General features: G+C 65.0%; 18 protein-coding genes and 12 tRNA genes. 23 read left to right on the top strand and 7 right to left on the bottom strand.

The window, feature by feature from the left end; all coding sequences use genetic code 11:
• Positions 1 to 37 precede the first annotated feature (37 nt).
• The 16 genes from rlmE (at position 38) to R2APBS1_RS11045 (ending at position 12808) form a co-directional block, all read left to right on the top strand.
• Positions 38 to 688: a 23S rRNA (uridine(2552)-2'-O)-methyltransferase RlmE gene (gene rlmE / locus R2APBS1_RS11120; protein ID WP_007511227.1), complete on the top strand. Its 651-nt coding sequence runs from the start codon at positions 38 to 40 to the stop codon at positions 686 to 688.
• Positions 685 to 2643 carry an ATP-dependent zinc metalloprotease FtsH gene (gene ftsH, locus R2APBS1_RS11115; RefSeq protein WP_015448010.1) on the top strand — a complete coding sequence of 653 codons (1959 nt, stop codon included), beginning with the start codon at positions 685 to 687 and terminating at the stop codon, positions 2641 to 2643. Before rlmE ends, ftsH begins: the two co-directional genes overlap by 4 nt.
• A gap of 270 nt (positions 2644 to 2913) precedes the next feature.
• Positions 2914 to 2990: transfer RNA gene (locus R2APBS1_RS11110), tRNA-Arg, on the top strand.
• Positions 2991 to 3169: 179 nt separating this feature from the next.
• Positions 3170 to 3246 (top strand) — tRNA-Pro (locus R2APBS1_RS11105).
• 25 nt (positions 3247 to 3271) lie between these two features.
• Positions 3272 to 3348, top strand: a tRNA-Arg gene (locus tag R2APBS1_RS11100).
• A 13-nt stretch (positions 3349 to 3361) separates the two neighbouring features.
• A tRNA-His gene (locus R2APBS1_RS11095) sits at positions 3362 to 3438 on the top strand.
• Positions 3439 to 3457: 19 nt separating this feature from the next.
• Positions 3458 to 3533 (top strand) — tRNA-Lys (locus tag R2APBS1_RS11090).
• A 260-nt stretch (positions 3534 to 3793) separates the two neighbouring features.
• A tRNA-Leu gene (locus R2APBS1_RS11085) sits at positions 3794 to 3878 on the top strand.
• Between the two features lie 88 nt (positions 3879 to 3966).
• Positions 3967 to 5259 (top strand): trigger factor, encoded by a 1293-nt coding sequence (tig, locus tag R2APBS1_RS11080; RefSeq protein WP_007511230.1) that lies wholly within the window; start codon positions 3967 to 3969, stop codon positions 5257 to 5259.
• A 33-nt stretch (positions 5260 to 5292) separates the two neighbouring features.
• The gene (gene clpP / locus R2APBS1_RS11075) at positions 5293 to 5922 is read left to right on the top strand and encodes an ATP-dependent Clp endopeptidase proteolytic subunit ClpP (protein ID WP_007511232.1); all 630 of its coding nucleotides are present in this window, start codon (positions 5293 to 5295) and stop codon (positions 5920 to 5922) included.
• 109 nt (positions 5923 to 6031) lie between these two features.
• Positions 6032 to 7324 (top strand): ATP-dependent Clp protease ATP-binding subunit ClpX, encoded by a 1293-nt coding sequence (gene clpX / locus R2APBS1_RS11070; protein WP_007511234.1) that lies wholly within the window; start codon positions 6032 to 6034, stop codon positions 7322 to 7324.
• A 174-nt stretch (positions 7325 to 7498) separates the two neighbouring features.
• Positions 7499 to 9973: an endopeptidase La gene (gene lon, locus R2APBS1_RS11065; RefSeq protein WP_007511236.1), complete on the top strand. Its 2475-nt coding sequence runs from the start codon at positions 7499 to 7501 to the stop codon at positions 9971 to 9973.
• Between the two features lie 344 nt (positions 9974 to 10317).
• Entirely contained in the window at positions 10318 to 10590 is a 273-nt protein-coding gene (locus tag R2APBS1_RS11060) for an HU family DNA-binding protein (protein WP_007511239.1), read from the top strand.
• Between the two features lie 19 nt (positions 10591 to 10609).
• Positions 10610 to 10684, top strand: a tRNA-Val gene (locus tag R2APBS1_RS11055).
• 9 nt (positions 10685 to 10693) lie between these two features.
• Positions 10694 to 10770, top strand: a tRNA-Asp gene (locus R2APBS1_RS11050).
• A gap of 136 nt (positions 10771 to 10906) precedes the next feature.
• Complete coding sequence (locus R2APBS1_RS11045; RefSeq protein ID WP_007511241.1) at positions 10907 to 12808, top strand: SurA N-terminal domain-containing protein; 1902 nt, start codon at positions 10907 to 10909, stop codon at positions 12806 to 12808.
• Positions 12809 to 12970: 162 nt separating this feature from the next.
• Here the strand turns inward: R2APBS1_RS11045 and R2APBS1_RS11040 are convergent, their stop codons facing one another.
• Both R2APBS1_RS11040 and gloB read right to left on the bottom strand, forming a co-directional pair.
• Positions 12971 to 13966, bottom strand: a complete 996-nt coding sequence (locus R2APBS1_RS11040) for a transglycosylase SLT domain-containing protein (protein ID WP_007511243.1) — start codon at positions 13964 to 13966, stop codon at positions 12971 to 12973.
• 203 nt (positions 13967 to 14169) lie between these two features.
• Positions 14170 to 14934 (bottom strand): hydroxyacylglutathione hydrolase, encoded by a 765-nt coding sequence (gene gloB / locus R2APBS1_RS11035; RefSeq protein WP_015448009.1) that lies wholly within the window; start codon positions 14932 to 14934, stop codon positions 14170 to 14172.
• 230 nt (positions 14935 to 15164) lie between these two features.
• Between gloB and R2APBS1_RS11030 the strand changes: the two genes are divergently transcribed.
• The 3 genes from R2APBS1_RS11030 to dnaQ are packed head-to-tail and all read left to right on the top strand — an operon-like array spanning position 15165 to position 17045.
• On the top strand, positions 15165 to 15872 hold the full coding sequence (locus R2APBS1_RS11030) for a methyltransferase domain-containing protein (RefSeq protein WP_007511247.1): 708 nt from the start codon (positions 15165 to 15167) through the stop codon (positions 15870 to 15872).
• Between the two features lie 25 nt (positions 15873 to 15897).
• Complete coding sequence (gene rnhA / locus R2APBS1_RS11025) at positions 15898 to 16341, top strand: ribonuclease HI (protein WP_007511249.1); 444 nt, start codon at positions 15898 to 15900, stop codon at positions 16339 to 16341.
• A complete protein-coding gene (gene dnaQ, locus R2APBS1_RS11020; protein ID WP_007511251.1) occupies positions 16338 to 17045 on the top strand; it encodes a DNA polymerase III subunit epsilon in 708 nt (235 codons plus the stop codon). The genes rnhA and dnaQ overlap by 4 nt, the downstream gene beginning before the upstream one ends.
• Before the next feature lie 322 nt (positions 17046 to 17367).
• Here dnaQ and R2APBS1_RS11015 read toward each other — a convergent pair.
• Positions 17368 to 17457, bottom strand: a tRNA-Ser gene (locus tag R2APBS1_RS11015).
• 111 nt (positions 17458 to 17568) lie between these two features.
• On the opposite strand from R2APBS1_RS11015, the gene R2APBS1_RS11010 reads away from it, so the two are divergent.
• Complete coding sequence (locus R2APBS1_RS11010; protein WP_007511253.1) at positions 17569 to 18270, top strand: PP2C family protein-serine/threonine phosphatase; 702 nt, start codon at positions 17569 to 17571, stop codon at positions 18268 to 18270.
• An 88-nt stretch (positions 18271 to 18358) separates the two neighbouring features.
• On the opposite strand, the gene ppsA is transcribed toward R2APBS1_RS11010, so the two are convergent.
• On the bottom strand, positions 18359 to 20731 hold the full coding sequence (ppsA, locus tag R2APBS1_RS11005) for a phosphoenolpyruvate synthase (protein ID WP_007511256.1): 2373 nt from the start codon (positions 20729 to 20731) through the stop codon (positions 18359 to 18361).
• Between the two features lie 220 nt (positions 20732 to 20951).
• On the opposite strand from ppsA, the gene ppsR reads away from it, so the two are divergent.
• Together ppsR and R2APBS1_RS10995 are read left to right on the top strand one after the other, a co-directional pair.
• Entirely contained in the window at positions 20952 to 21767 is an 816-nt protein-coding gene (gene ppsR / locus R2APBS1_RS11000; protein ID WP_007511258.1) for a posphoenolpyruvate synthetase regulatory kinase/phosphorylase PpsR, read from the top strand.
• An 18-nt stretch (positions 21768 to 21785) separates the two neighbouring features.
• Positions 21786 to 22274 carry a DUF1249 domain-containing protein gene (locus R2APBS1_RS10995; RefSeq protein ID WP_007511260.1) on the top strand — a complete coding sequence of 163 codons (489 nt, stop codon included), beginning with the start codon at positions 21786 to 21788 and terminating at the stop codon, positions 22272 to 22274.
• Positions 22275 to 22444: 170 nt separating this feature from the next.
• Here R2APBS1_RS10995 and R2APBS1_RS10990 read toward each other — a convergent pair.
• The 3 genes from R2APBS1_RS10990 to R2APBS1_RS10980 form a co-directional block, all read right to left on the bottom strand.
• Positions 22445 to 22521 (bottom strand) — tRNA-Asp (locus R2APBS1_RS10990).
• 77 nt (positions 22522 to 22598) lie between these two features.
• Positions 22599 to 22674, bottom strand: a tRNA-Glu gene (locus R2APBS1_RS10985).
• A 65-nt stretch (positions 22675 to 22739) separates the two neighbouring features.
• Positions 22740 to 22815: transfer RNA gene (locus R2APBS1_RS10980), tRNA-Ala, on the bottom strand.
• Between the two features lie 169 nt (positions 22816 to 22984).
• Here R2APBS1_RS10980 and R2APBS1_RS10975 point away from each other — a divergent pair.
• Positions 22985 to 24751: a cation:proton antiporter gene (locus R2APBS1_RS10975; RefSeq protein ID WP_015448008.1), complete on the top strand. Its 1767-nt coding sequence runs from the start codon at positions 22985 to 22987 to the stop codon at positions 24749 to 24751.
• Positions 24752 to 24810 lie beyond the last annotated feature (59 nt).

The raw sequence follows: 24810 nt of genomic DNA, 5'->3' as shown, positions 1-24810 counted from the left end.
TGCGCCAACCCGTTCCCCAATCGGCGACCGTGACGACATGGCCCGCAGCAAGAGCAGCGCAGTCTGGCTGCGCGAACACTTCAACGACGAATACGTGAAGAAAGCCCAGTCCGAGGGCCTGCGTTCGCGTGCGGTGTACAAGCTGGAGGAGCTGATCGAGCGCGACCGCCTGCTGAAGCCGGGCATCAACGTGGTCGACCTCGGCGCCGCGCCGGGTAGCTGGTCGCAGCTGGTGCGCAACCGGCTGGGCGACAGCGGCAAGGTGTTCGCGCTGGACATCCTGCCGATGCAGAGCATCGCCGGGGTGGACTTCCTGCAGGGCGATTTTCGCGAGGAAGCGGTGCTGCACGAGCTGGAATCGCGCCTGGCAGGGCTCAAGGTGGATCTTGTACTGTGCGACATGGCCCCCAATATGAGTGGCGTGGCACTGGCCGACCAGATCCGCGCCATGGATCTGGCCGAATTGGCGCTGGATTTCGGCCGGCAGTGGCTGAAGCCGGGCGGCTCGTTCCTGATCAAATTGTTCCAGGGCGTCGGCTTTGACGATTACTTGCGCAGCTTGCGCGCGGACTTCACCCGCGTAACCATGCGTAAACCTAAGGCCTCCCGCGCACGTTCGCGTGAGGTGTACGCACTGGCGGTGGGCCGCAAGCCCGCCCCGGTGTCACCGGGCGAGAACCGTGCATGAATGAAACAGCGAAAAACGTGTTGCTCTGGGTGATCATCGCGGTGGTCCTGTTCACCGTGTTCCAGAGCTTCAATCCGCGCGGCGCGACCTCGTCCGACCTGCCTTACAGCTCGTTCGTGCAAAGCGTGGACAACGGCAACGTCGCCAATGCCACGATCAGCGCCGACCAGCCGGCCACCATCAGCGGCAAGCTGAAGGATGGCAGCCCGTTCCGCACGGTCGCGCCGATGCTCGGCTTCTCCACCAACGAGGTGGTCAAGCAGATGCAGGACAAGGGCGTCGAGGTCCGCCAGGATCCGTCCGAGGGCTTCTCGCTGATCGGCTTGCTGGTCAGCTGGCTGCCGGTGCTGCTGATCGTGGGCGTGTTCATCTGGTTCATGCGCCAGATGCAGTCCGGCGGCGGCGGGCGTGGCGCGATGAGCTTCGGCCGTTCGCGCGCCAAGCTGCAGGGCGAGGACCAGATCAAGGTCAACTTCAGCGACGTCGCCGGTTGCGACGAGGCGAAGGAGGAGGTCGGCGAACTGGTCGAGTTCCTGCGTGACCCGGGCCGTTTCCAGAAGCTTGGCGGCAAGATTCCGCGCGGCGTGCTGATGGTCGGCCCGCCCGGCACCGGCAAGACCTTGCTGGCGAAAGCCATCGCGGGCGAGGCCAAGGTGCCGTTCTTCGCGATCTCCGGTTCCGACTTTGTCGAGATGTTCGTCGGTGTCGGCGCCAGCCGCGTGCGCGACATGTTCGAGCAGGCCAAGAAGCACGCGCCGTGCATCATCTTCATCGACGAGATCGACGCGGTCGGCCGCCATCGCGGCGCCGGCCTGGGCGGCGGTCACGACGAACGCGAGCAGACCCTGAACCAGTTGCTGGTCGAGATGGACGGCTTCGAGGGCACCGAAGGCATCATCGTGATCGCCGCGACCAATCGCCCCGATGTGCTGGATCCGGCGCTGCTGCGCCCGGGCCGCTTCGACCGCCAGGTCGTGGTGGGCCTGCCCGACGTGCGAGGCCGCGAGCAGATCCTCAAGGTGCACATGCGCAAGGTGCCGACCGCCAGCGACGTCAATGCGATGACCATCGCACGCGGCACGCCCGGCTTCTCCGGCGCCGACCTGGCCAACCTGGTCAACGAGGCGGCGCTGTTCGCCGCGCGCGAGAACGCGCGCGAAGTGCGCATGAGCCACCTGGACAAGGCGCGCGACAAGATCCTGATGGGCACCGAGCGCCGCTCGATGGCGATGAGCGAGGACGAGAAGAAGCTTACCGCCTATCACGAGGCCGGCCACGCCATCGTCGGTCGGCTGGTGCCCGAGCACGACCCGGTCTACAAGGTCACCATCATCCCGCGCGGGCGTGCGCTGGGCGTCACCATGTACCTGCCCGAGGGCGACAAGTACAGCATCAACCGCGTGGCGATCCAGTCGCAGCTGTGCTCGCTGTACGGCGGGCGGGTGGCCGAGGAGCTGATCTTCGGCGCCGACAAGGTCACCACCGGCGCCTCCAACGACATCGAGCGGGCGACCAAGATGGCGCGCAACATGGCGACCAAGTGGGGGCTCTCCGACGAACTGGGGCCGATCACCTACGGCGAGGACGAGGACGAGGTGTTCCTCGGCCGTTCGGTGACCCAGCACAAGAGCATCTCCAACGAGACCGCCAGCAAGATCGACGAAGTGGTGCGCGGCATCCTCGATCGTGCCTATGCACGCAGCAAGGAGTTGCTGACCGCGAACCTCGACAAGCTGCATGCCATGGCCGAAGCCCTGCTGCAGTACGAGACGATCGACGCTCACCAGATCGACGACATCATGGCCGGGCGCGTACCCGGGCCGCCGTCCGACTGGACGAAGAACGCATCGACTGGCGCTACGCCGCCGCCTCCTCCGCCGAAGGGTGGCGCCGACTCGGCCGTCGGCAAGGTCGGCGACCCGGCACCGCAGAGTCGGATTGGCCTGGACGGCTGAGCGCGGTTTGGACGGCCATACGATGCAACGAAAGAGGGCAGCGAGTGGTTGCCCTCTTTCGTGTACGGGCGTTTTTTGTGGCGCCTGTGTGCAGGTGCTGCCTGGAGGCGTGGCGCGCCGCAAGCCGTCACCTGCCGGATGTGAATAAACCAGAGAAGAAATTTCACGAAAAGGGTTGACGCAAGCGGGCGGAGCCTGAATAATTCCGCTCCTTGCTTCACCGCCTCGGTGTCCAGACATCGAAAGCTGCAAGGCAAAGGTTTTTTTAGTGCGCCCGTAGCTCAGTTGGATAGAGTACCTGGCTACGAACTAGGTGGTCGGGAGTTCGAATCTCTCCGGGCGCACCATTTTTATTCTGCGAGACGGGGTGCTTGCGCCCCGTTTTGTTTTCAACGGGAAGCTGTACGGTTCTCCGCGAAAAGGATGATCAAGAAACACAAGGTGTGCTTCGATACGGATTGACTGAGCGAGGCGGCACCCGTAACATTTCAAGGCTCCGGTGGTGGCACGGCCGGTGATTCGAAAGCGGGGTATAGCTCAGTCTGGTAGAGCGTTGCGTTTGGGACGCAAAAGTCGGGGGTTCGAATCCCTCTACCCCGACCAGCGAAACGTTCTACCTGCAGCGACTGCGCCTGTAGCTCAACCGGATAGAGCATCGGCCTTCTAAGCCGACGGTTGCAGGTTCGAGTCCTGTCTGGCGCACCAGTATCGGTCGATGGTGGATGTAGCTCAGCTGGTTAGAGTCCCGGATTGTGATTCCGGTTGTCGTGGGTTCGAATCCCATCATCCACCCCAGTTTCAACCCAGGTTTCCTGGGCCGTTAGCTCAGTTGGTAGAGCAGTTGACTCTTAATCAATTGGTCGAAGGTTCGAATCCTTCACGGCCCACCAATCGACAGAACGCCGATCGCTTGCGATCGGCGTTTTGCTTTGCGCAGCCGGAACGTTGCGACACATCGGCGATGGCGCGTTCGCAGCCGCCAGCGCTTGTGCTGCAAGGTCGCGCGACCGTAAAATGGTCTGCTTTCGTATAAGGGAATCATCGACTTAGGCGGGCGTGGCCATGGGGATGAGGCGCTTGCGGAGTTGCTCCGGCAAGTGACAATCGGTTTCAGAATCCGGTGGTTACGCACGTTTGGCGAGGGTGCAGGGCGAGAGTGGCGGAATTGGTAGACGCACCAGATTTAGGTTCTGGCGGTTAACCCCGTGGGGGTTCGAGTCCCCCCTTTCGCACCATACCCCGTTGATTTCTTTGTTTTCGGGCGGCACGGCCGCCATGGCGCCTGTGGCAGGCCCACAACATCAGGTAGTACCAGGAGACGTCATGCAGGTTTCGGTTGAGAACATCGGCACGCTCGAGCGCAAGCTCACGGTGAAATTCCCCGCGGAGCGGTTCGAGACGCAGGTGAGCGCGCGCATCGCGGAGATGGGCCGTACGGTTCGCCTGAAAGGTTTCCGTCCGGGCAAGGTGCCGACGACGGTGATCAAGCAGCGGTTCGGCGACCAGGTCCGCGGCGAGGTGTTGTCCGACCTGATCGGCAGCACGCTGCGCGAGGCGGTGGCGCAGGAAAAGCTGCAGCCGATCGCGAATCCGGCGATCGACACCACCGGCGAGCCGGAAAACGGTGAAATCGCGTATACCGCGACGTTCGAGATCATGCCGGAGTTCCCGGTGGTTGAAGTGGCCGCGCTCGAGATCAGCCGGCCGATGGCGGTGGTGACCGACGCCGATATCGACAAGATGCTGGAGACCCTGCGCCAGCAGCGCCGCAGCTTCGACGAGGTGGATCGCGCCTCCGCCGAGGGCGACTTCGTGATGTTCGAGTACTCGGCCGAGGCTGGCGACTACCGCTTCCCGGCCGAGGGCCTGGAGCGTGCCGGCAGCGTGCTGGGCTCGGGCACCTTGTTCAAGGCGCTGGACGAGGCGCTGATTGGCCGCAAGATGGGTGACAGTTTCGAGACCGGGATTGCTTTCCCGGAAGACTTCCGCAATGCGCAGCTGGCGGGCAAGAACGCCCAGGTCAGCTTCAGCATCCTGAAGGTGCAGGAGCCGAAGCTGCCCGAGATCGATGCCGAATTCGCCAAGTTGTTCGGCATCGCCGATGGCGACCTGGAAACGTTCCGCAAGGAAGTCCGTGCGAACCTCGAACGCGAACTGAAGGCGGCGCTGATGGCGCGCCTGAAGTCCGAGGTGGCGGAGAAACTGTCCCTGGCGCATGCCGGACTGGACGTGCCGAAGCTGATGGTGCAGTCCGAGGCGCGCAACATGGCTGCCGGCAGCGTGCCGCAGGGCCAGCAGCCACCGCCGCAGCTGATCGAGGCCGCCATGCCGATCGCGCGCCAACGGGTGATCGCCGGCCTGCTGATGGGCGAGATCGCGCGCAAGCAGGAGATCAAGATCGACCGCAAGCGCGTGGCCGAGCAGCTGGCGGCGATCGCCTCCACCTACGAGGAGCCGGAAAAGGTCATTGAACTCTACAACGGCGACCCCCAACTGATGTCCGGGCTGCAGAATCGCGTGATGGAAGATCAGGTGGCCGAATGGGTGGCCGAGCACGCCAAGACCACTCAGCTGGACCTGAGCTTCGACGACGTGATGCGCCCAGCCAACGCCTGAGCAATCGGGCCCATCGAGCGGAGAGCTGCAAACATGGCCATGGATCCGATCCAGAACCTCAATTTGGTGCCGATGGTCGTCGAGCAAACCGCTCGCGGCGAGCGCTCCTATGACATCTACTCGCGCCTGTTGAAGGAGCGGGTGATCTTCCTGGTGGGCGAGGTCAATGACCAGGTCGCCAACCTGATCGTTGCGCAGATGCTGTTTCTGGAGTCGGAGAACCCGGACAAGGACATCAACTTCTACATCAACAGTCCAGGCGGTGCGGTGACCGCCGGCCTGGCGATCTACGACACCATGCAGTTCATCAAGCCGAACGTCAGCACGATGTGCATCGGCCAGGCCTGCAGCATGGGTTCGTTCCTGTTGATGGCCGGCGCCAAGGGCAAGCGTTTCGCCTTGCCTAACTCGCGCGTCATGATTCACCAGCCTTCCGGCGGCGCGCAGGGCCAGGCCACCGACATCGAGATCCAGGCGCGCGAAATCCTGTATATCCGCGAGCGCCTGAACAAGCTGTATGTCCAGCACACCGGACAGACGCTGGAGAAGATCGAGTTGGACATGGAGCGCGACCGCTTCATGAGCGCTGCCGACGCCAAGGCCTATGGCCTGATCGACGAGGTGCTCGACAAGCGCGCCGGCGAAACGGTGAAATCGGCCTGATTTCGAGGTTTTACCCCAGGGTCGCGGGATGGGCTCTGCGTCTGCAGGCAGACGCGGGGCCCTGTGTTATTCTCGCGACGCATTCAGATTTACCAGCGGGATCGAGAGTATGAGCGACGACCGGCAGGGGCGTTCCAGCGACAGCGGCAAGATTCTCTATTGCTCGTTCTGCGGCAAGAGCCAGCATGAAGTGCGCAAGCTGATCGCGGGTCCGTCCGTGTTCATCTGCGACGAGTGCGTGGAGCTGTGCAACGACATCATCCGCGAGGAGCTGGAGGAAAAGGCGGCTTCCGGCCGCACCCAGCTGCCCAAGCCCAAGGAGATCCGCGAATCGCTGGACCAGTACGTGGTGGGCCAGACCCGCGCCAAGAAGGCGCTGGCGGTGGCGGTGTACAACCACTACAAGCGGATCGAGTCGCGCCAGAAGAGCGACGATATCGAACTGGGCAAGTCCAACATCCTGCTGATCGGTCCCACCGGCTCGGGCAAGACGCTGCTGGCCGAGACGCTGGCGCGCCTGCTCAACGTACCGTTCACGATCGCCGACGCCACCACGCTGACCGAAGCCGGCTACGTGGGCGAGGACGTCGAGAACATCATCCAGAAGCTGCTGCAGAAATGCGATTACGACGTCGAGAAGGCACAGTCGGGCATCGTCTACATCGATGAGATCGACAAGATCTCGCGCAAGAGCGAGAACCCCTCGATCACCCGCGACGTGTCCGGCGAGGGCGTGCAGCAGGCGCTGCTGAAGCTGATCGAGGGCACCCTGGCTTCGGTGCCGCCGCAGGGCGGGCGCAAGCATCCGCAGCAGGAGTTCCTGCAGGTCGACACCAAGAACATCCTGTTCATCTGCGGCGGCGCGTTCGCCGGCCTGGAAAAGGTCATCCAGCAGCGCTCCGAGAACACCAGCATCGGCTTTTCGGCCGAGGTACGCAGCAAGGAGCGCACCGAGAACCTGGGCAAGGTACTGGCCGACGTGGAACCGGCCGACCTGGTGCGCTTTGGCCTGATTCCGGAGTTCGTCGGGCGCCTACCGGTGGTGGCCACGCTGGACGAACTGGACGAGGCGGCGCTGGTGAAGATTCTCACCGAGCCGAAGAATGCGGTCACCAAACAGTTCAAACGGCTGTTCGAGATGGAGGAGGTGGAGCTGGAATTCCGCCCCGAGGCGCTGCAGGCGATCGCGCGCAAGGCGCTCAAGCGCAAGACCGGCGCCCGCGGCCTGCGCACCATCCTGGAGCAGGTGCTGCTGGACACGATGTACGAGTTGCCGTCACTGGAGCACGTCAGCAAGGTGGTGGTGGATGATGCTGTGATCCAGGGCCAGGCCGAGCCCTATCTGATCTATCGCGGCAACCTGCAGCAACGGGTTGCCGGTGACGGCGGCGACGCTGCCTGACCCCTGCAAGCCCTGTCTGCGGCGACGACGGCTCCGGTGATTTCGCCGGGGCCGTTCTGTTTTTTGCGGCCAGCCCGCCTTGAGTAGACTCCCGGTCGCCTCCACTTGACGAGTTGACAGGCCCGGCGCAGTGTCGGGACGAAACCAGATCTGAACCCGAGGGACCCCTCTTTCATGGCCAAGAACGCCCCCCTTCCTGTTGCGCTGGACGCTCTGCCGGTGTTGCCGTTGCGCGACGTGGTGGTCTATCCGCACATGGTCATTCCGCTGTTTGTCGGCCGCGACAAGTCCATGCGCGCACTGGAGCGCGCGATGGAAGGCGAGCGGCAGATTCTGCTGGTTGCGCAGAAGAGTCCGGATATCGACGACCCGGAGATCACCGACCTGCACCAGGTCGGCACGCTGGCCGGCGTGCTGCAACTGCTGAAATTGCCCGATGGCACGGTCAAGGTGCTGGTCGAGGGCCAGTCGCGCGTGTCGGTCGAGGGCTTCAAGGAAGAAGACGGCATGCTGACCGCCCGTTCGCGCGTGATCGAGCCGGTCTACAACGCCAAGGAACGTGAGCTCGACGTGGTCTCGCGCACGCTGATCTCATTGTTCGAGCAGCTGGTCAAGCAGAGCCGCAAGCTGCCGCCGGAAGTGTTGGCGAGCCTGTCCGGTATCGACGACCCCTCGCGCGTGGCCGATTCCATCGCCGCGCACCTGTCTGTGCGCATGGCCGACAAACAGAAGGTGCTGGAGACCGCCGACGTCGGCCAGCGGCTGGAGTTGCTGATCGGCCTGGTCGATGGCGAGATGGACCTGCAGCAGGTGGAGAAGCGCATCCGCGGCCGGGTCAAGTCGCAGATGGAGAAGAGCCAGCGCGAGTACTACCTCAACGAGCAGATGAAGGCGATCCAGAAGGAGCTCGGCGACGGCGAGGACGGCCCCAACGAGATCGAGGAACTGCAGAAGAAGATCGAAGGTTCCGGCATGCCCAAGGCCGTGCTGGCCAAGGCGCGGCAGGAGTTCGGCAAGCTCAAGCAGATGTCGCCGATGTCGGCCGAGGCCACCGTGGTGCGCAACTACCTCGACTGGCTGGTTGGCGTGCCGTGGAAGAAGCGCAGCAAGGTGCGCAAGGACCTGCAACTGGCGCAGGAGGTGCTCGACGCCGATCACTTCGGCCTGGAGAAGGTCAAGGACCGCATCCTCGAATACCTCGCCGTGCAACAGCGCGTATCCGTGATGAAGGGGCCGATCCTGTGCCTGGTCGGCCCGCCCGGCGTGGGCAAGACCTCGCTGGGTCAGTCGATCGCCAAGGCGACCAACCGGAAGTTCGTGCGCATGAGCCTGGGCGGTGTGCGCGACGAAGCCGAGATTCGCGGTCATCGGCGCACCTATATCGGTTCGATGCCTGGCCGCATCGTGCAGAACATCAACAAGGTGGGCACCAAGAACCCGCTGTTCGTGCTGGACGAGATCGACAAGATGTCGATGGATTTCCGCGGCGACCCGTCGTCGGCGCTGCTGGAGGTGCTCGATCCGGAGCAGAACCATGCATTCAACGATCATTACCTGGAGGTCGACCTGGACCTTTCCGAGGTGATGTGGATCGCTACCGCCAATTCGCTGAACATCCCCGGCCCGCTGCTCGACCGCATGGAAGTCATCCGCATCCCCGGCTACACCGAGGACGAGAAGCTGGGCATTGCGCAGAAGTACCTCCTGTCCAAGCAGCTCAAGGCGAATGGCTTGAAGCCGGAGGAGCTCAGCGTCACCGAGGACGCCTTGCGCGACATCGTGCGCTACTACACGCGTGAGTCGGGTGTGCGCAACCTCGAGCGCGAGATCTCCAAGATCTGCCGCAAGGTGGTCAAGGAGCTGACCCTGGGCCAGGTGAAGAAGGCGCGGGCGAAAGCCTCGCCCGCGAAGGCGACCAAGGGCAGGGCGAAGGCCAGCCCCGACAGGATCAAGGTGGATTCATCCAACCTGGACCAGTACCTGGGCGTGCGCCGGTTCGATTTCGGTCGCAAGGAACTGCAGAACGAAGTAGGCCTGGTCACCGGCCTGGCCTGGACCCAGGTCGGCGGCGAGCTGCTCAGCATCGAGGCCTCGGTGGTGGCGGGCAAGGGCCGGCTGGTGCATACCGGCCAGCTTGGCGACGTGATGAAAGAATCGATCCAGGCGGCGCTTTCGGTGGTGCGTGCGCGCGCCGACCAGTTGGGCATCGATCCGGAGTTCCATCAGAAGCTCGACGTGCATATCCATGTGCCCGAGGGCGCCACACCGAAGGATGGCCCCAGCGCTGGCATCGGCATGTGCACTGCGCTGGTGTCCGCGCTGACCAGGGTGCCGGTGCGCTCCGAAGTGGCGATGACCGGCGAGATTACCCTTCGCGGTCGCGTGCTGCCCATCGGCGGCCTCAAGGAGAAACTGCTGGCGGCCCATCGCGGCGGGATCACCACGGTGATCATCCCGGAGGACAACAAGAAGGACCTGGTGGACATGCCGGCGAACATCACCTCGTCGCTGGAGATTCATCCGGTGCGCTGGATCGATGAGGTGCTGGATATCGCCCTGGAGCGCCCGCTGCAGCCGAATCCGGCCAAAGAGGCGGCTCCTGCGGCGGTTGCCGGCGAGCCGGCGGAAGGGCACTCGCTGACGCACTGATTCGCCGGCTCCGCTTCATCCTGCCGTGCTCCCTTCGAAGTGCCCTGCCGTGCAGGGCACTTTTTTGTTTTTCGCCGTCGGTCGACGAAATTTCCCCTAGTCCCCCGGAGTCGGTTTTGCAAGCGTTTCCGCAAGTCGCGAATCTTGCGGAAACGTTGCTGTGGCTTGTGTTGCGGAGTCCGGCAAGGCGCTGGTATAAAGGCGATACCGCAGTCCCGGCGTTGTAGGTCAGCGCAGCGATGCGGGGTTGCGTTACGGCCCAGGCAAGAGCCAACCATCCATGTCGTTGCTGTCCCGTCTCCGGACAGACCGCACTGACGAAATCCGAACAAGGGAGTTTTTCAATGAATAAAACCGATCTGATCAATGCCATCGCCGAGAAGGCCGAGCTGACCAAGGCCGACGCTGGTCGTGCTCTCGAAGCCTTCTTCGAGACCGTGCAGAAGTCGTTGAAGAAAGGCGAGGATGTCTCGGTGGTTGGCTTCGGTACGTTCACCGTGCGCAAGCGCGCAGCCCGTACCGGTCGCAATCCCCGCACCAACGAAGCGATCAAGATCAAGGCCTCGAAGGTGCCTGCCTTCAAGGCTGGCAAGACCCTCAAGGATGCCCTAAACTAAGCGGCTAACGCTTGGTTTCGGGTGCTTAGCTCAGCGGTAGAGCGTCGCCCTTACAAGGCGGTGGTCGTAGGTTCGATCCCTACAGCACCCACCAGAAAAATGCGGAGTGGTAGTTCAGTCGGTTAGAATGCTGGCCTGTCACGCCGGAGGTCGCGGGTTCGAGTCCCGTCCACTCCGCCACAGTTCGCAAGGGCGCCCGTGTGGCGCCCTTGTCATTTGAGCGATGAGCGTCCGTACCGTTGTCGGACGCACGTCGGCACGGCGGCTTGTGCCATCCGCGCGCCACGCGCTTTCACCACCTTGCGGGAAGATTTCAATGCTGCAGGCAATGCGTAACAAGATGCACGGATGGCCGTCCATCATTGTGCTTGGCCTCGCCGTCCTGGCGATGTCGCTGTTCGGCATGGAGAGCTACTTCATGTCGAACGACGACGCCTTCGTGGCGAAGGTCGGCAAGCACGAGATCGACCAGCGCGCCTACCAGGATCGCGTGAACCAGCTGCGGCAGCAGGCAGCCGAACAGCAGGGCGAGCAGTTCGACTCCAGCGCCTTCGAGAAGAACGAGACGAAGCTGCGCATTCTCGACGGGATGATCGACGAGCAATTGCTGCTGCAGGCCAACGGGGACTGGGGGCTGCGGGTATCGGATCTGGCCATGCGCGATTACATCGCCTCGATCCCCGCGTTCCAGGTCAACGGCCAGTTCGACGGCACCAGCTACCGCTCGTGGCTCACCAGCCAGTACAAGACGCCGGAAATGTTCGAGAACGAGATCCGCACGTCGCTGGCTACCCAGTTGCTGCCGGCCGCGATCAATGCCAGCACTGGCGCCAGCGATGCCCAGCTCGACAGCTTCCTGAAGCTGTTGGGCCAGCGCCGCGACTTGCGCTATTTCCAGCTGCCGCGTCCCGCGTTGGACAACAGCACGGTCAGCGATGCCGAGATCGAGGCCTGGTACAAGGCGCACCAGGCCGACTACATGAATCCGGAGCAGGTCTCGGTGAAGTATGTCGAGGTCGTTGGTGCGGATCTGCCGCTGGCTGCCGAGCCGAGCGACCAGGACCTGAGGAAGCGCTACGCGAGCGAAAAGCAGCGTTTCGTCCAGCCGGAGCAGCGGCTCGTCTCGCACATCCTGATCAACGTGCCGGCCAACGCCACGCCGGAGCAGCAGAAGACAGCCCTGGCCCAGGCCGAGAAGATCGCCGCGCAAGCCGATCCGGGCGACTTCGCCAAGCTGGCCGAACAGGATTCGCAGGATCTGGGTTCCCGCCGCCTGGGTGGCGACCTCGGCTGGCTGGAAAAAGGCGTGACCAACGAAGCCTTCGATTCGGCCCTGTTCGCGATGCAGAAGGGCCAGATTTCCAAGCCGGTGCTGTCGTCCGACGGCTACCACATTATCTGGCTGCGCGACATCCGCAGCGGCGAATCCAAGCCGTTCGAGGAAGTGCGCGAGCAGCTGGTCAAGGAGGCGACGACGGCCGATCGCGACCGCACGTACAACGAAGTCGCCGGCAAGATGTCCGACAACACCTACCAGAATCCGACTTCGCTGGAGCCGGCGTCGGTTGCGTTGAAGCTGCCGATCAAGACCACGGCCCTGTTCACGCGCAAGGGCGGCGAAGGCGTGGCCGCGAATCCGAAGGTGGTCGCGGCAGCGTTCAGCGATGACGTGCTGGTACAGGGTAACAACTCCGGTTTGATCGATCTTGGCAACAACCACTCCGTGGTGATCCATGTCGACCGGCATGTGCCGGCGGCGGCCAAGCCGCTGGCCGAGGTGCGGGCCGACGTGCAGCAGAAAATCCTCGACGCGCGCGTCGCCGCCATCGAGAAGAAGCAGGCCGACGAAGCGTTGGCGCGCCTGCGCAAGGGCGAGTCGATGGACGCCGTGGCCAAGTCGCTGGGCGCCAGCATCACCACCGCGAACGAGGTGGTAAGGCGCGCGCAGATGCCGGCGCCGCTGCTGACGCAGGCGTTCCTGCTGCCGCACCCGACGGCGGGCAACCCGCAGTACGCCGCCGTGGACATGCTGGACGGCAGCTATGTGCTGCTGGCCGTGGACAAGGTGCAGCCTGGCGACCTGTCCAAGGTGCCGCCGGAGCAGCGCGAGTCGTTGCGCCAGCAGATGGCCCAGGCCTACGGCTATGAGGCGACGCGCGAGCTGATCGACCAGCTCAAGGCGAAGACCAAGATCAAGATCAACCAGCAGCGATTGTAGGCGCTGGCGGTCGGGCACGGCCGACGCCGCGCAGGAAGGGGTGGCCATCCTTGGGCTGCCCCTTTTCGTGTGTGGCGGATGGCTTGCCGGGCGACGCCATGAAGGTCGATGCTGCGGGTGAGGCGGGGGCGCGGCCGGGCACCCGCCGTTCGGGCAACGAAACTAGTCCGGGGCGCCTACCGTCAACGTCTGGCCGGGCTTCAGCGCGTGGCCGTTCAGGTGGTTCCAGTGCCGCAACTGGCTGACGCCGACCGAGTATTTGCGCGCGATCTGCCACAGACTGTCGCCGCGCCTCACGGTGTGGACCTTCCGCGGCGGGCTCACGGCCGGCATCGGGCTGGGCGCAGTGTCGCCGCGGCTCGCACCGGCCAGCAGATCGCCGCCGGAGCTGTCGGCCTGTTCCAGCAGGGCATCGCGGAACTGCCGGGCATGCCGGGCAGGCAGGATCAGGTAGGGGGCGGCGCTGGTATCGATCGTGTTGTTGCGAAATGCCGGGTTGAGATGTTTCAGCGCCTCCACCGACATGCCGGCGTGATCGGCTGCCCGCGCGATCGGCATCGAGTGGGAGATCCCGGTCTGCACCAGCTGCTGCTCGTCCGGCAGCGTGGGCAAGCTGACGTTGAAGCGCTCCGGCTCGCGCACCACGCAAGCCATGCCGAGCAGCTTGGCCAGGTGTTCGCGCGTCACCTTGCGCACCGGCCATTGGGGAATCGCTGGCTGCGCCGCCGGCATGCCGTGCGCCTGAACCATTTTGCGTATCGTGAATTCGCCGGCGTTGTAGGCGTAGTCGGCCACGCGCCAGTCGTGGAACTGTTCGTGGTACTGCTCAAGCAGTTTCATCACCGCGTTGGCGGCGGCGGGTACGTCGAGCCGGCCGTCGTAGTGGCCATCGACACGCAGCCCCATCGCGCCGGCCGTCACCGGCATGATCTGCCACATGCCGGCCGGCCGGCGCTTGCGGGCGGGTACCGGCTGGAAGTGGCTTTCCACCCATGGCAACAGCACGAATTCGCCGGCGACATCGTAGCGGTCCGCCACTTGCTGCACGTAGACCAGGCGCGGCATCACCGCCTGCAGCTGGCTTTCGAACTGCCGGGGGTGGCGCGTGTAGTGCCTGGCCCAGGCCAGCACGGCGGGATCGGCGTCGCAGCCGGGCATGGCGAAGCTGCTGCGCAGTCGCTCCCAGACGTCGGCTGCGGGAGAGGGCGCCCCTGGTTCGGCGGGTGGCGGCGCGGCTTCAGGGGAGGCTGTCGGTGCCGGCAAGCTCTCGACGGAGGATGGCCGTGGGCCGTGCGATGGCATGCCGGCACAGGCAGCGAGCAACATCGACAGCAGCAGCGGCAGGAATCGAGCGTACCGTCTCATGCGCGAAACCCGTCCTTGGCACGGCGTACGGCAGCAAAGCGGGCGACCCGGTCGTTGCCAGCACCTTGCCGTTCGCACCAGGCGATGACGGCGTCGGTGTCGACGCGCAGGAACGGATTGGTCGCCCGCTCGCCGGCGAGCAATACCGGCAGGGTGGGTTCAAGGCGCGCGCGCAGCGCGGCGACTTCCTGCAGCCGCTGCTGCAAATCGGCATTGGCCGGCTCGATGGTGCGTGCAAAACGTCCGTTCGCCTCGGTGTACTCGTGGCCGCCGCATACCAGGGTGTCCCCCGGCAATTGGGCGAGGCGATCCAGCGAGGCGAGCATCTGCGCCGGCGTGCCCTCGAACAGGCGGCCGCAGCCGAGGCTGAACAAGGTATCGCCGCACAGCAGAATACCGGCGCCGACGTAGGCCACATGACTGAGCGTGTGACCGGGAACCGCAATCACCTCGAATTGCACGGAGGGCTCGGCCAACTCGACCCGGTCGCCATCGCGCACTCGCGCAGTCGCTTCGCCGATGCGCTCGTCGTCCGGCGCATGAACCGGCACGCCGTGGTGCGCACGCAGGGCCGGCACGCCGCCAATGTGATCGTGGTGGTGATGAGTCAGCAGGATTGCGCGCAGTTGCAGCCGATGCGCGACCAGCGCCTGCTCGACGACCGCAGCATCGCCCGGGTCGACCACGACGGCGTTGCCATGGTCGTCGTGCAGCAGCCAGATGTAGTTGTCGGCCAATGCCGGTAACGGGATGAGGTGCAAGGCGGGCTCCGCTGCGTTTGAGGAGCACCCGGCAGGCCGGGTGCCTTTCCTGGGGAACGACAGACGCAACCGTCCGGGGCGCGCATGAGGCGGTCGAATATAAAGGGGCGCCGGTGCCGGCTCGTTAGCAGAACGTTAACCCGCCGGGTGGCTGTTCAGCCGCGTGCGGCAGTTCCGCTCCGCCTTCGAACTGCTGCCCGTTGTCGTCAGCCGCTACACTCTCGATACAGATGAATGACCGGGTCGACCGCAAGCAGCAACGGGGTGACGACATCTATGCCAGCGCGCCATTGCGCCGCTTGCTGGATGCGCAGACGTGCGCGTTGAAGCCGGTCCTGCAGCGCTGCTTCGGCACTCACGCCCTGCTGTTGGGCGCTTCCCGTGACGATGCGCCACCGGCGTTGCCGATGTTCGGCTGCTGGACCTGCTTGCAGCTGCGGGACGGGCGTTACCAGGGCGATCTGCGGGCCGCCGCGGACGAGCCGTTGCCCTTCATCGACGACGCGTTCGAGCTGGTGCTGTTACGGCATGCGCTGGAGGTGGCGCCGCTGCCTTCGAGCCTGCTCGACGAAGCGATGCGCGTGCTGGCACCCGGTGGCGTGCTGGCGTTGACCGGCGTGCATCCGCTCGGCGGCTGGTCGCCGTGGTGCTACTGGCATGCACGCCGCAAGCCGCCGGCATTGCAGATGCCGTGGCGGCTCCGGCATCAACTCGAACGGGCTGGTCTGACTGTCGAGCAGTTGCAGCGGGTAGGTGGTGTGTGGCCGGGGCGGAAGGCACCGTGGGGCGCATTGGCCGGTGCTTTCGGTGGCGGCTACGTGCTGGTGGCACGCAAGCGTCGGCGTCCGGCCATGCCGCTGCGGCTTGCGCCGGTACCGGTACGCGTGCCGGCGAACGGCCGGTTGTCGCCGGGTACCCGGCGCAGTGCGGCGCCGTGATTTCCAATGGAATACGTGAGCAACGATGAGCGAAGTGGAAGCATTTACCGACGGTGCCTGCCTCGGCAATCCGGGCCCTGGCGGTTGGGCCGCCCTGTTGCGGGCGCAGGGTAGCGAGCGCATGGTGTCCGGTGGCGAGCCGGCCACCACCAACAACCGGATGGAGCTGATGGCGGCGATCGGCGCGCTGGAAGCATTGAAGCGGCCGTGTCGGGTGACGCTCACCACCGACTCGCGCTACGTGATGCAGGGCATCGAGCAGTGGATGCCGAAGTGGCGCGCGAATGGCTGGCGTACCGCCGACCGGAAGCCGGTGAAGAACCAGGACCTGTGGCAACGGCTGTCCGATGCGGTCGGCGCCCATCAGGTGCGCTGGAAGTGGGTGAAGGGCCACAACGGCCACATCGAAAACGAGCAGGTCGACCAGGCCGCGCGCAAACAGGCCGAGCTGATGAAGGGCAGGGCATGAGGCAGATCGTTCTCGATACCGAAACCACCGGCCTGGAAGTGCGCCAGGGCCATCGCCTGGTGGAAATCGCCTGTGTCGAACTGGTCGAGCGCCGGCTTACCGGCCGGCACTACCAGACCTACCTGAACCCGGATCGGGCGATCGACGAGGGCGCCCGGCTGGTCACCGGCATCGAAGACGAGTTCCTGCTCGACAAGCCGCGCTTTGCCGAGGTGGCGGAGGAGTTCCTGGCCTTCATCGACGGCGCCGAGCTGATCATCCACAACGCCAGCTTCGACATCGGCTTCCTCGACGCCGAACTGGCCCGACTGGGCAATGCCGCGGGCCGGATCGGCGACCGCTGCAGCGTGCTGGATACCCTGGCGATGGCGCGCGAGCGCTACCCGGGGCAGCGCAACAGCCTCGATGCCCTGTGCAAGCGGTTGGGTGTGGACAACTCGCGGCGCGATTTGCACGGGGGCCTGATCGACGCGCAACTGCTGGCCGACGTGTACCTGGCGATGACTTCGGGGCAGGTGGCGTTCGACCTGGGCTTCGAGGGCGCCGCCGAGCAGCGCGATGTGATGGTGATGGTACCGGCGGTGCTGCATGCGCGGCCACGTGTGCTGCGTGCATCGGCAGAGGAGATATCGGCGCACGAGCAGCGCCTGGCCGCGCTGGACAAGAGCAGTGCGGATGGGCAGAGCGTGTGGCGGCGGTTGTGAGGTGGTGCGGCGCCGGTGCTTGGCGACGACTGTGGTGGTCGGAAGGGCAAGAGGGCGGATGCCGCGGGGTTGCTGGTGAGATTGTTCGGCCCATCCTTGGGCCGAACCTCTCCGCGCTGGGCGCTGCGGGGCCAGCCTGGGGCTGTCCAGATTTGTTCCTGACGAATTTGTCGACTGCGGAGGCAGGATGCCGGAGCGAACTCGGCGAAGCCGACGGCCCGAAGGGTGAGGCACAGGATGCGCCGAATAACCTGGGTGGGTTCTCACCCAGCCATCACCGCCAGAAAGGCAAAACGCCCCACATGGGGGCGTTTTGCCTTTCTGGCGGAGAGGGTGGGATTCGAACCCACGGTACGCTTGCACGTACGCCTGATTTCGAGTCAGGTACATTCGACCACTCTGCCACCTCTCCGGTGCGGTGCATGGTGGCGCATGCGAGCCGGGAATCATACGCGAGCGAACTTGCCGTGACAACAACCCGGTCTTCCGGCATGCTGCAACGGCTCGCACCTACTGAAAACCCATGATCGAATTCGGACACGGAACGCATGTCGGCTTGCGCCGCACGCGCAATGAGGACACCTATTACGCTGATGCCTCACTGGGCCTGTTCCTGGTGGCCGACGGCATGGGCGGGCACCAGCATGGGGAGGTGGCGTCGGCGCTGGTGCGCGACGGGGTGGTCGAGCTGGTCGGCAAGGGGCACGGCCTGATCGAAGCCGTGCACGCTGCCGCCGAACGGCTGCTGGCGCATACCCGGCCCAGTTTCGACGTGCTGCCGATGGGCACGACCATCGCCGCGCTGCGGATCAGCGGCGATGGCTATGAGGTCGCCTGGGTCGGCGACAGCCGGATCTACCTGTGGAAGAAGGAACTGCGGCAGATCAGCCACGACCACTCGCTGGTACAGGCGCTGGTTGAGGCCGGCCAGCTCGATCCGGCGCAGGTTGCCCAGCATCCGCAGCGCAATGTGTTGACCCAGGCGCTGGGCGTGACCGCCATCGAGCAGTTGCATGTCGGCATGGCGCGGGGGCAATTGGAGCCGGGTATGGGCTTCCTGCTATGCAGCGACGGACTGACCGAGGGCGTCAGCGACGCCTCGATCGCGCGCGTGGTGGCACGCACCGACCTGGCCGCCCAGGAGTGCGTGGACCAGTTGCTGCTGAGTGCGCTCGACAGCGGCGGCGACGACAACGTCACGGTGTTGCTCGTGCGTTCCAGCTGAACCCGGCCACGCGCCGTCCGTCACCAAAAAGGGCCGGATGATTCCGGCCCTTTGGTCGATCGGTGGGGCGAATGCGGGGTCCGTCGGTTCAGCCGGCCTTCTTTTTCGCCAGCCGCAGCCAGGTGTCGACGACGGTGTCCGGGTTCAGCGATACCGATTCGATGCCCTGTTCCATCAGCCATTCGGCCAGGTCCGGATGGTCGCTGGGACCCTGGCCGCAGATGCCGATGTACTTGCCCCTGGCGCGGGCGGTCTTGATCGCCATCGCCAGCAGTTTCTTCACGGCCGGGTCACGCTCGTCGAACAGGCTGGCGACGATGCCCGAATCGCGGTCGAGGCCCAGGGTGAGCTGGGTGAGATCGTTGGAGCCGATCGAGAAGCCGTCGAAGATATCGAGGAACTCGTCGGCGAGCAGGGCATTGGATGGCACCTCGCACATCATGATGACCTTGAGTTCGTGCTCGCCCTGCTTGAGGCCGTTCTTCGCCAGCACCTCGATCACCTTGCGGCCTTCGCCGAGCGTGCGCACGAACGGGATCATCACCCACACGTTGGTCAGGCCCATCACCTCGCGCACGTGCTTGACCGCCTTGCACTCCAGCGCGAACGCCTCGGCGAAACTCGGGTCGACGTAGCGACTCGCGCCGCGGAAGCCGATCATCGGATTTTCCTCGCGCGGTTCGTAGCGCGAGCCGCCGATCAGGCCGGCGTACTCGTTCGACTTGAAGTCGGACAGGCGCACGATCACCGGCTTGGGGTAGACCGAGGCGGCGATCGTGGCGATCCCTTCGGCCAGGCGCTCGACGTAGAACGACACCGGATCGGCGTAGCCGGCCATGCGCTCGTCGATCTTCGCCCTGGTCTCGGCGTCCTGTTCGGCATATTCCAGCAACGCCTTCGGATGCACGCCGATGTGGCTGGCGATGATCATCTCCAGCCGGGCCAGGCCGATGCCGGCGTTCGGCAGCATGCCGAAGTCGAACGCGCGCTCGGGGTTGGCCACGTTCATCATGATCTTCAGCGGCGCCTCGGGCATCGCGCCAAGGTCGGCGGTGATGCGCTCGAACTTCAGGATGCCCTCGTAGATCGTGCCGGTGTCGCCTTCGGCGCAGGACACGGTGACGTCGGCGCCGTCCGGAATCAGCTCCAGCGCGTTGCCGGTGCCGACCACCGCCGGCACGCCCAGCTCGCGCGCGATGATCGCTGCGTGGCAGGTGCGGCCGCCGCGGTTGGTGACGATCGCCGAGGCACGCTTCATCACCGGCTCCCAGTCGGGGTCGGTCATGTCCGCGACCAGCACGTCGCCGACCTGCACCTTGTTCATATCGGCCAGCGAACGGATCACGCGGGCCTTGCCGGCGCCGATCTTCTGGCCGATCGAGCGGCCCTCGGCCAGTACTTTGCCTTTTTCGCCGAGACTGAAGCGCTCCAGCTGGGTGGCGTGTGCGCGCGACTTCACCGTCTCGGGACGTGCCTGCACGATGTACAGCTTGCCGGTATGGCCGTCCTTCGCCCACTCGATGTCCATCGGCCGGCCGTAGTGCTGTTCGATGACCAGCGCCTGCTTGGCCAGCTCCTGCACATCGGCATCGCTGACGCAGAACGTGCGGCGCAACTCGGCCGGGGTCTCCTCGATCCTGACCCGCTCGCCCGGTGCGCCCGAATACACCATGCGCTGCTGCTTGGCGCCGAGACTGCGGCGCAGCAGGGCGGGCTTGCCGGCCTTCAGCGTGGGCTTGAACACGTAGAATTCGTCGGGATTCACCGCACCCTGCACGACCATCTCGCCCAGGCCGTAGCTGCCGGTGACGAACACCACGTCACGGAAGCCCGACTCGGTGTCCAGCGTGAACAGCACGCCGGAGGCGCCCACGTCCGAGCGCACCATCAGCTGCACGCCGGCGGAGAGGAACACGTCCTCGTGCTTGAAGCCCTGGTGCACGCGGTAGGCGATCGCGCGGTCGTTGTACAGCGAGGCGAAGACCTCCTTCACCTTGTGCAGCACGTCGTCGATGCCGACCACGTTGAGGAAGGTTTCCTGTTGGCCGGCGAACGAGGCGTCGGGCAGGTCCTCGGCCGTGGCCGAGGAACGCACGGCCACGGCTATATCGTCGGCACCGGCGTCCTTGCACAGCTTGAGGTAGGCCGCGCGGATCGCCTGTTCGAGCTCGGCCGGCAGCGCGGTGTCGATGATCCAGCTGCGGATTTCCCTGCCGGCGGCGACCAGCGCGTCGACGTCATCGACGTCGAGCGTGGCCAGCCGGTCCTGGATGCGCCGGGCCAGGCCGCTCTTTTCCAGGTACTGCTGGAACGCGCTGGCGGTGGTGGCGAAGCCGCCGGGCACCGACACGCCGAGCTTGGCGAGGTTGCCGATCATCTCGCCGAGCGAGGCGTTCTTGCCGCCGACCTTGCCCAGGTCGGTCATGCGCAGTTGGTCGAGCCAAAGCACCAGGTCGTTCAAGGGTGTCTCCTCAGGGAAAACGCGGATAAGTGGAATGGGCGCGGCACGAAGGCCCGGAGCGGGTTGCAAAGAACTGGTATTGTCCGCTGCGGATGGTGCGCGGCACAAGAAGACCATTGCCGACCGATGTCATTCCAACGCCATACCAGTCAGCTGGCGGTGGATTTCGTGCTTGCGCTAAGGTGCCGGCAAACGGCTCTTTCCACGACCAGGACCCTGTATGCAGCGAACGGTTTTCTTCATCTCCGACTCCACCGGCATCACCGCGGAGACGATCGGCAACAGCATCCTGGCGCAGTTCGAGGGCGTGCGGTTCGACAAGCACCGGCTGCCGTTCACCGACAACGCGCACAAGGCGGAAGCCGCTGCGCTGCGGATCAAGACCAACTATGCGCAGAGCGGGCAGCGGCCGATCGTGGTCAACACCATGGCCGACCGTGCGCTGTGCGAGATCGTCGCCGCCAGCGGCGCGTTGATGCTGGACGTGTTTGCGCCGTTCATCGGCCCGCTGGAGGACGAGCTGGGAAGCAAGCGCACCGGCCTGGTGAACCGCTCGCACGGCCTGGTCGATTTCGACAAGTACGAGGCGCGCATCAACGCCACCAACTATGCACTCACGCATGACGACGGCATCGACGTGAACTATGCCGAGGCCGACCTGATCCTGGTTGGCGTATCGCGTTCGGGCAAGACGCCGACCTGCCTCTACATGGCCTTGCATTACGGCGTACGCGCCGCCAATTATCCGCTTACCGACGAGGACCTCGAGAAACTCGAACTGCCGGCGCGCCTGGGGCCGTACCGGGACCGGCTGTATGGCCTGACCATCGACCCGGTGCGGCTGGCGCAGATCCGCGAACAGCGTCGCGCCGGCAGCCGCTACGCCACCCTGCAGCAGTGCCGCTGGGAACTGGAGCAGGCCGACCGGTTGATGCGCCAGGCCGGCATCCCCAGCCTCAACACCACGCACGTGTCGATCGAGGAAATCGCCAGCAAGATCTTCGACCGCTTCGGCATCGAGCGGACCATGTTCTGATTGGAGCCTGCACTCCGCATGAGCGTCGTACTGGACAACCGCCACAGCCTGCTGCCCGGACGCTTCGAGTTCCTGATGGGGCTGTATGCGGAAAACTACCACCGGCTGGCGCGGTTGTTCGCGCCGCAGCAGCTGGCGCCAGGCCGATACGTGTCCGACGTGGGCGACGGACTGGACGTGCACCTGCACGTGCAGGAATGCCATCCGTACACGCTGGAACTGGAGCTCACCTACGATTTCGTCGACGCGCATACCGGCCAGCGCGCGCCTTCGGCGCAGTTGCGCATGTATACCGATGCGCATGTGGCCGAGGCCTTGCACTGCCATCCCGGCCGGCACCTGTGGCAGGTGCTGGGACCGTTCTCCCCGGCGCACACCGTGTTCCAGCATCGCCTGCGCATGAACGGGTTCCTGTCGCGCTGGCTGGAGTACCTGGCGGAGCAGGGGCATTCCATCGGCACGCTGGAGCCGCAACCGGGACAATCAGAAAGCGGCGGCCTCGTTTGAAAGTGCGGCCAGGGATGGCCGCCTTTTGACTTTCTCGCGCTCAGGGATGAGCGCACAAGTACAGCAAGTCCAGCCATGGATGGCTGCTTCTTGATCTTTGCGCACATGGATGAGCGCACAAATACACCGCAGCAAAAAGCCCGCGCAAGGCGGGCCTTCTACTTGAATAGTGGCGGAGTGGACGGGACTCGAACCCGCGACCTCCGGCGTGACAGGCCAGCATTCTAACCGACTGAACTACCACTCCGCATTTGCAGCATCTTCCAGCGTCTCAACCAACTTGCCATTTGACCTCGACAGCCAACGTCGACTGCCGGGTTAAAGTGGCGTCCCCACGGGGATTCGAACCCCGGTCGCCACCGTGAAAGGGTGATGTCCTAGGCCTCTAGACGATGGGGACGTTGCTTTTTCGAAAAGTCCGCACATGGAAGTGCGGGTTCTCGCAAAGGACTTGCACTGAATCAATGGTGGAGCCAGGCGGGATCGAACCGCCGACCTCCTGCATGCCATGCAGGCGCTCTCCCAGCTGAGCTATGGCCCCGCCGCTGGAAGCCGAGAAGAATAGGTGCGGGCCACATATCCGTCAAGCTTTTTTTCAGCATCCCGGCGCAGGAATCATCCGTCGCCCATCGCCTCGTTCGACGGCCGGCCGGGTACTGCCGTGCTTCGTTTAAGCTGCAGCGACTTGCGTCGTTTCGAAGAGTTGACGAATGCACGAAATCGGCTTCATTCGCGACCTTGCCGTGGTGATGATCGTGGCAGGCGCCACCACGATACTGTTCCAGCGGATGCGCCAGCCGGTGCTGCTGGGCTACATCCTGGCCGGCGTGCTGATCGGGCCGCACACGCCGGGCGTGCTGGTCGGCGATCCGCGCGCGATCGACGACATCTCCAATCTCGGCGTGGTGTTGCTGATGTTCACGCTGGGCCTTGAATTCAGCGTGCGCAAGCTGCGCGAGGTCGGCATCGGCGTGCTGGCCGCAGCCGTGGCCGAAGTCGGGCTGATGCTGTGGATCGGCTACGGCATCGGCGGCCTGTTCGGCTGGACCGGCATGGACGCGCTGTTCCTCGGCGCGATCATCTCGCTCTCGTCCACGATGGTGGCCACCCGCACGCTGGCGGAGAGCGGGCAGCGGCATCAACCGTTCGCCCAACTGGTGGTGGGGCTGCTGGTGGCCGAGGACATGCTGGCCATCGTCATGCTGACCTTGCTCACGGCGGTGGCGATCGGCGGCTCGGTGCAGGCGGAGACCGCGTTCACCCTGGTCGGTCACCTGGGCCTGTTCGTGATCGTCGGGATGATCCTCGGCCTGTTGTTGCTGCCGCGGCTGGTGGATTACGTGGCTGGCTTCGATCGCGACGAAACGCTGCTGGTCAGCGTGCTCGGCATCTGTTTCGGCACCAGCCTGCTCGCGGCCTGGATGGGTTTCAGCGTGGCGCTGGGCGCCTTCCTGGCGGGCGCGGTGGTGGCCGAGTCGCGCAGCGTGGGGCGCGTGCTGCACCTGGTGGAACCGCTGCGCGACATGTTCGCGGCGCTGTTCTTCGTGGCGATCGGCCTGAAGATCGATCCGGCGATGTTGCTGCAGTACGCACTGCCGGCGCTGCTCATCGCGGCGGTCGTCATCGTCGGCAAGACGCTGGCGTGCAGCCTGGGCATCTTCGTGGTCGGGCACGACGCGCGCACGGCGCTGCGCTCGGGGCTGGGCATGGCGCAGATCGGCGAGTTCTCCTTCGTCATCGCCACGCTCGGGCTTTCGCTTGGCGTGATCAGCGATTTCATCTATCCGATTGCGGTGGCGGTTTCGGTGCTGTGCATGGCCGCCTCGCCGTACATGAATCGTTCGGCCGACGGGTTGGCGAACGGCTTGCGCCGGGTGACGCCGCGCTCGTTGAGGCTGCTGGCGACCAGCTACAGCGGTTGGCTGGAAAACCTCAAGCCGGTCAACGAGAACGCGGCGATCGCCGCCATGTTCCGGCGCCTGCTCTGGCATATCGGCATCAACGTGCTGCTGGTGGTGGCGCTGTTCGTCATTGGCGCCTACATCAATACGCACAACTGGAGCTGGTTCTCGATGCTCGGCATCGACCGGAACCTGCGCCATACGCTGATCTGGGCCGGTGCGCTGTTCCTGTCCCTGCCCATGCTGATCGCGGTCTACCGCAAGGCCGAGGCGCTGGGCATGCTGCTGGCGGAGATCGGCATACGCGAGCGCTTTGCCGGTTCGTATACCCAGGCCATCCGCAACGTGCTGGCCAGGGTCATCCCGCTGGCGACGCTGCTGGCGCTGGCGTTGCTGGTGAGTGGGCTCAGTTCGGCGATTCTGCCGCCCCGCGGTATCGCGCTGTCCCTGATCGTGCTGGGCGTGGTGGTGGCGGTGGTGTTGTGGCGCGGCCTGGTAAAGATGCATGCGCGTCTGCAGGCGGCGCTGAAGGAGACCTTGGAGAAGCCGGGCCCTTCCGGGGGCGGCGCGGGCTGATCGGCGGGGCCGGCCGGCAGTGGCGTGAACCTTTATCCCGACTGACGGTCTGAACCCTG

The sequence above is a fragment of the Rhodanobacter denitrificans genome, from assembly GCF_000230695.2.
Taxonomy (GTDB): domain Bacteria; phylum Pseudomonadota; class Gammaproteobacteria; order Xanthomonadales; family Rhodanobacteraceae; genus Rhodanobacter; species Rhodanobacter denitrificans.
This window is presented reverse-complemented; position numbering and strand designations above follow the sequence as displayed.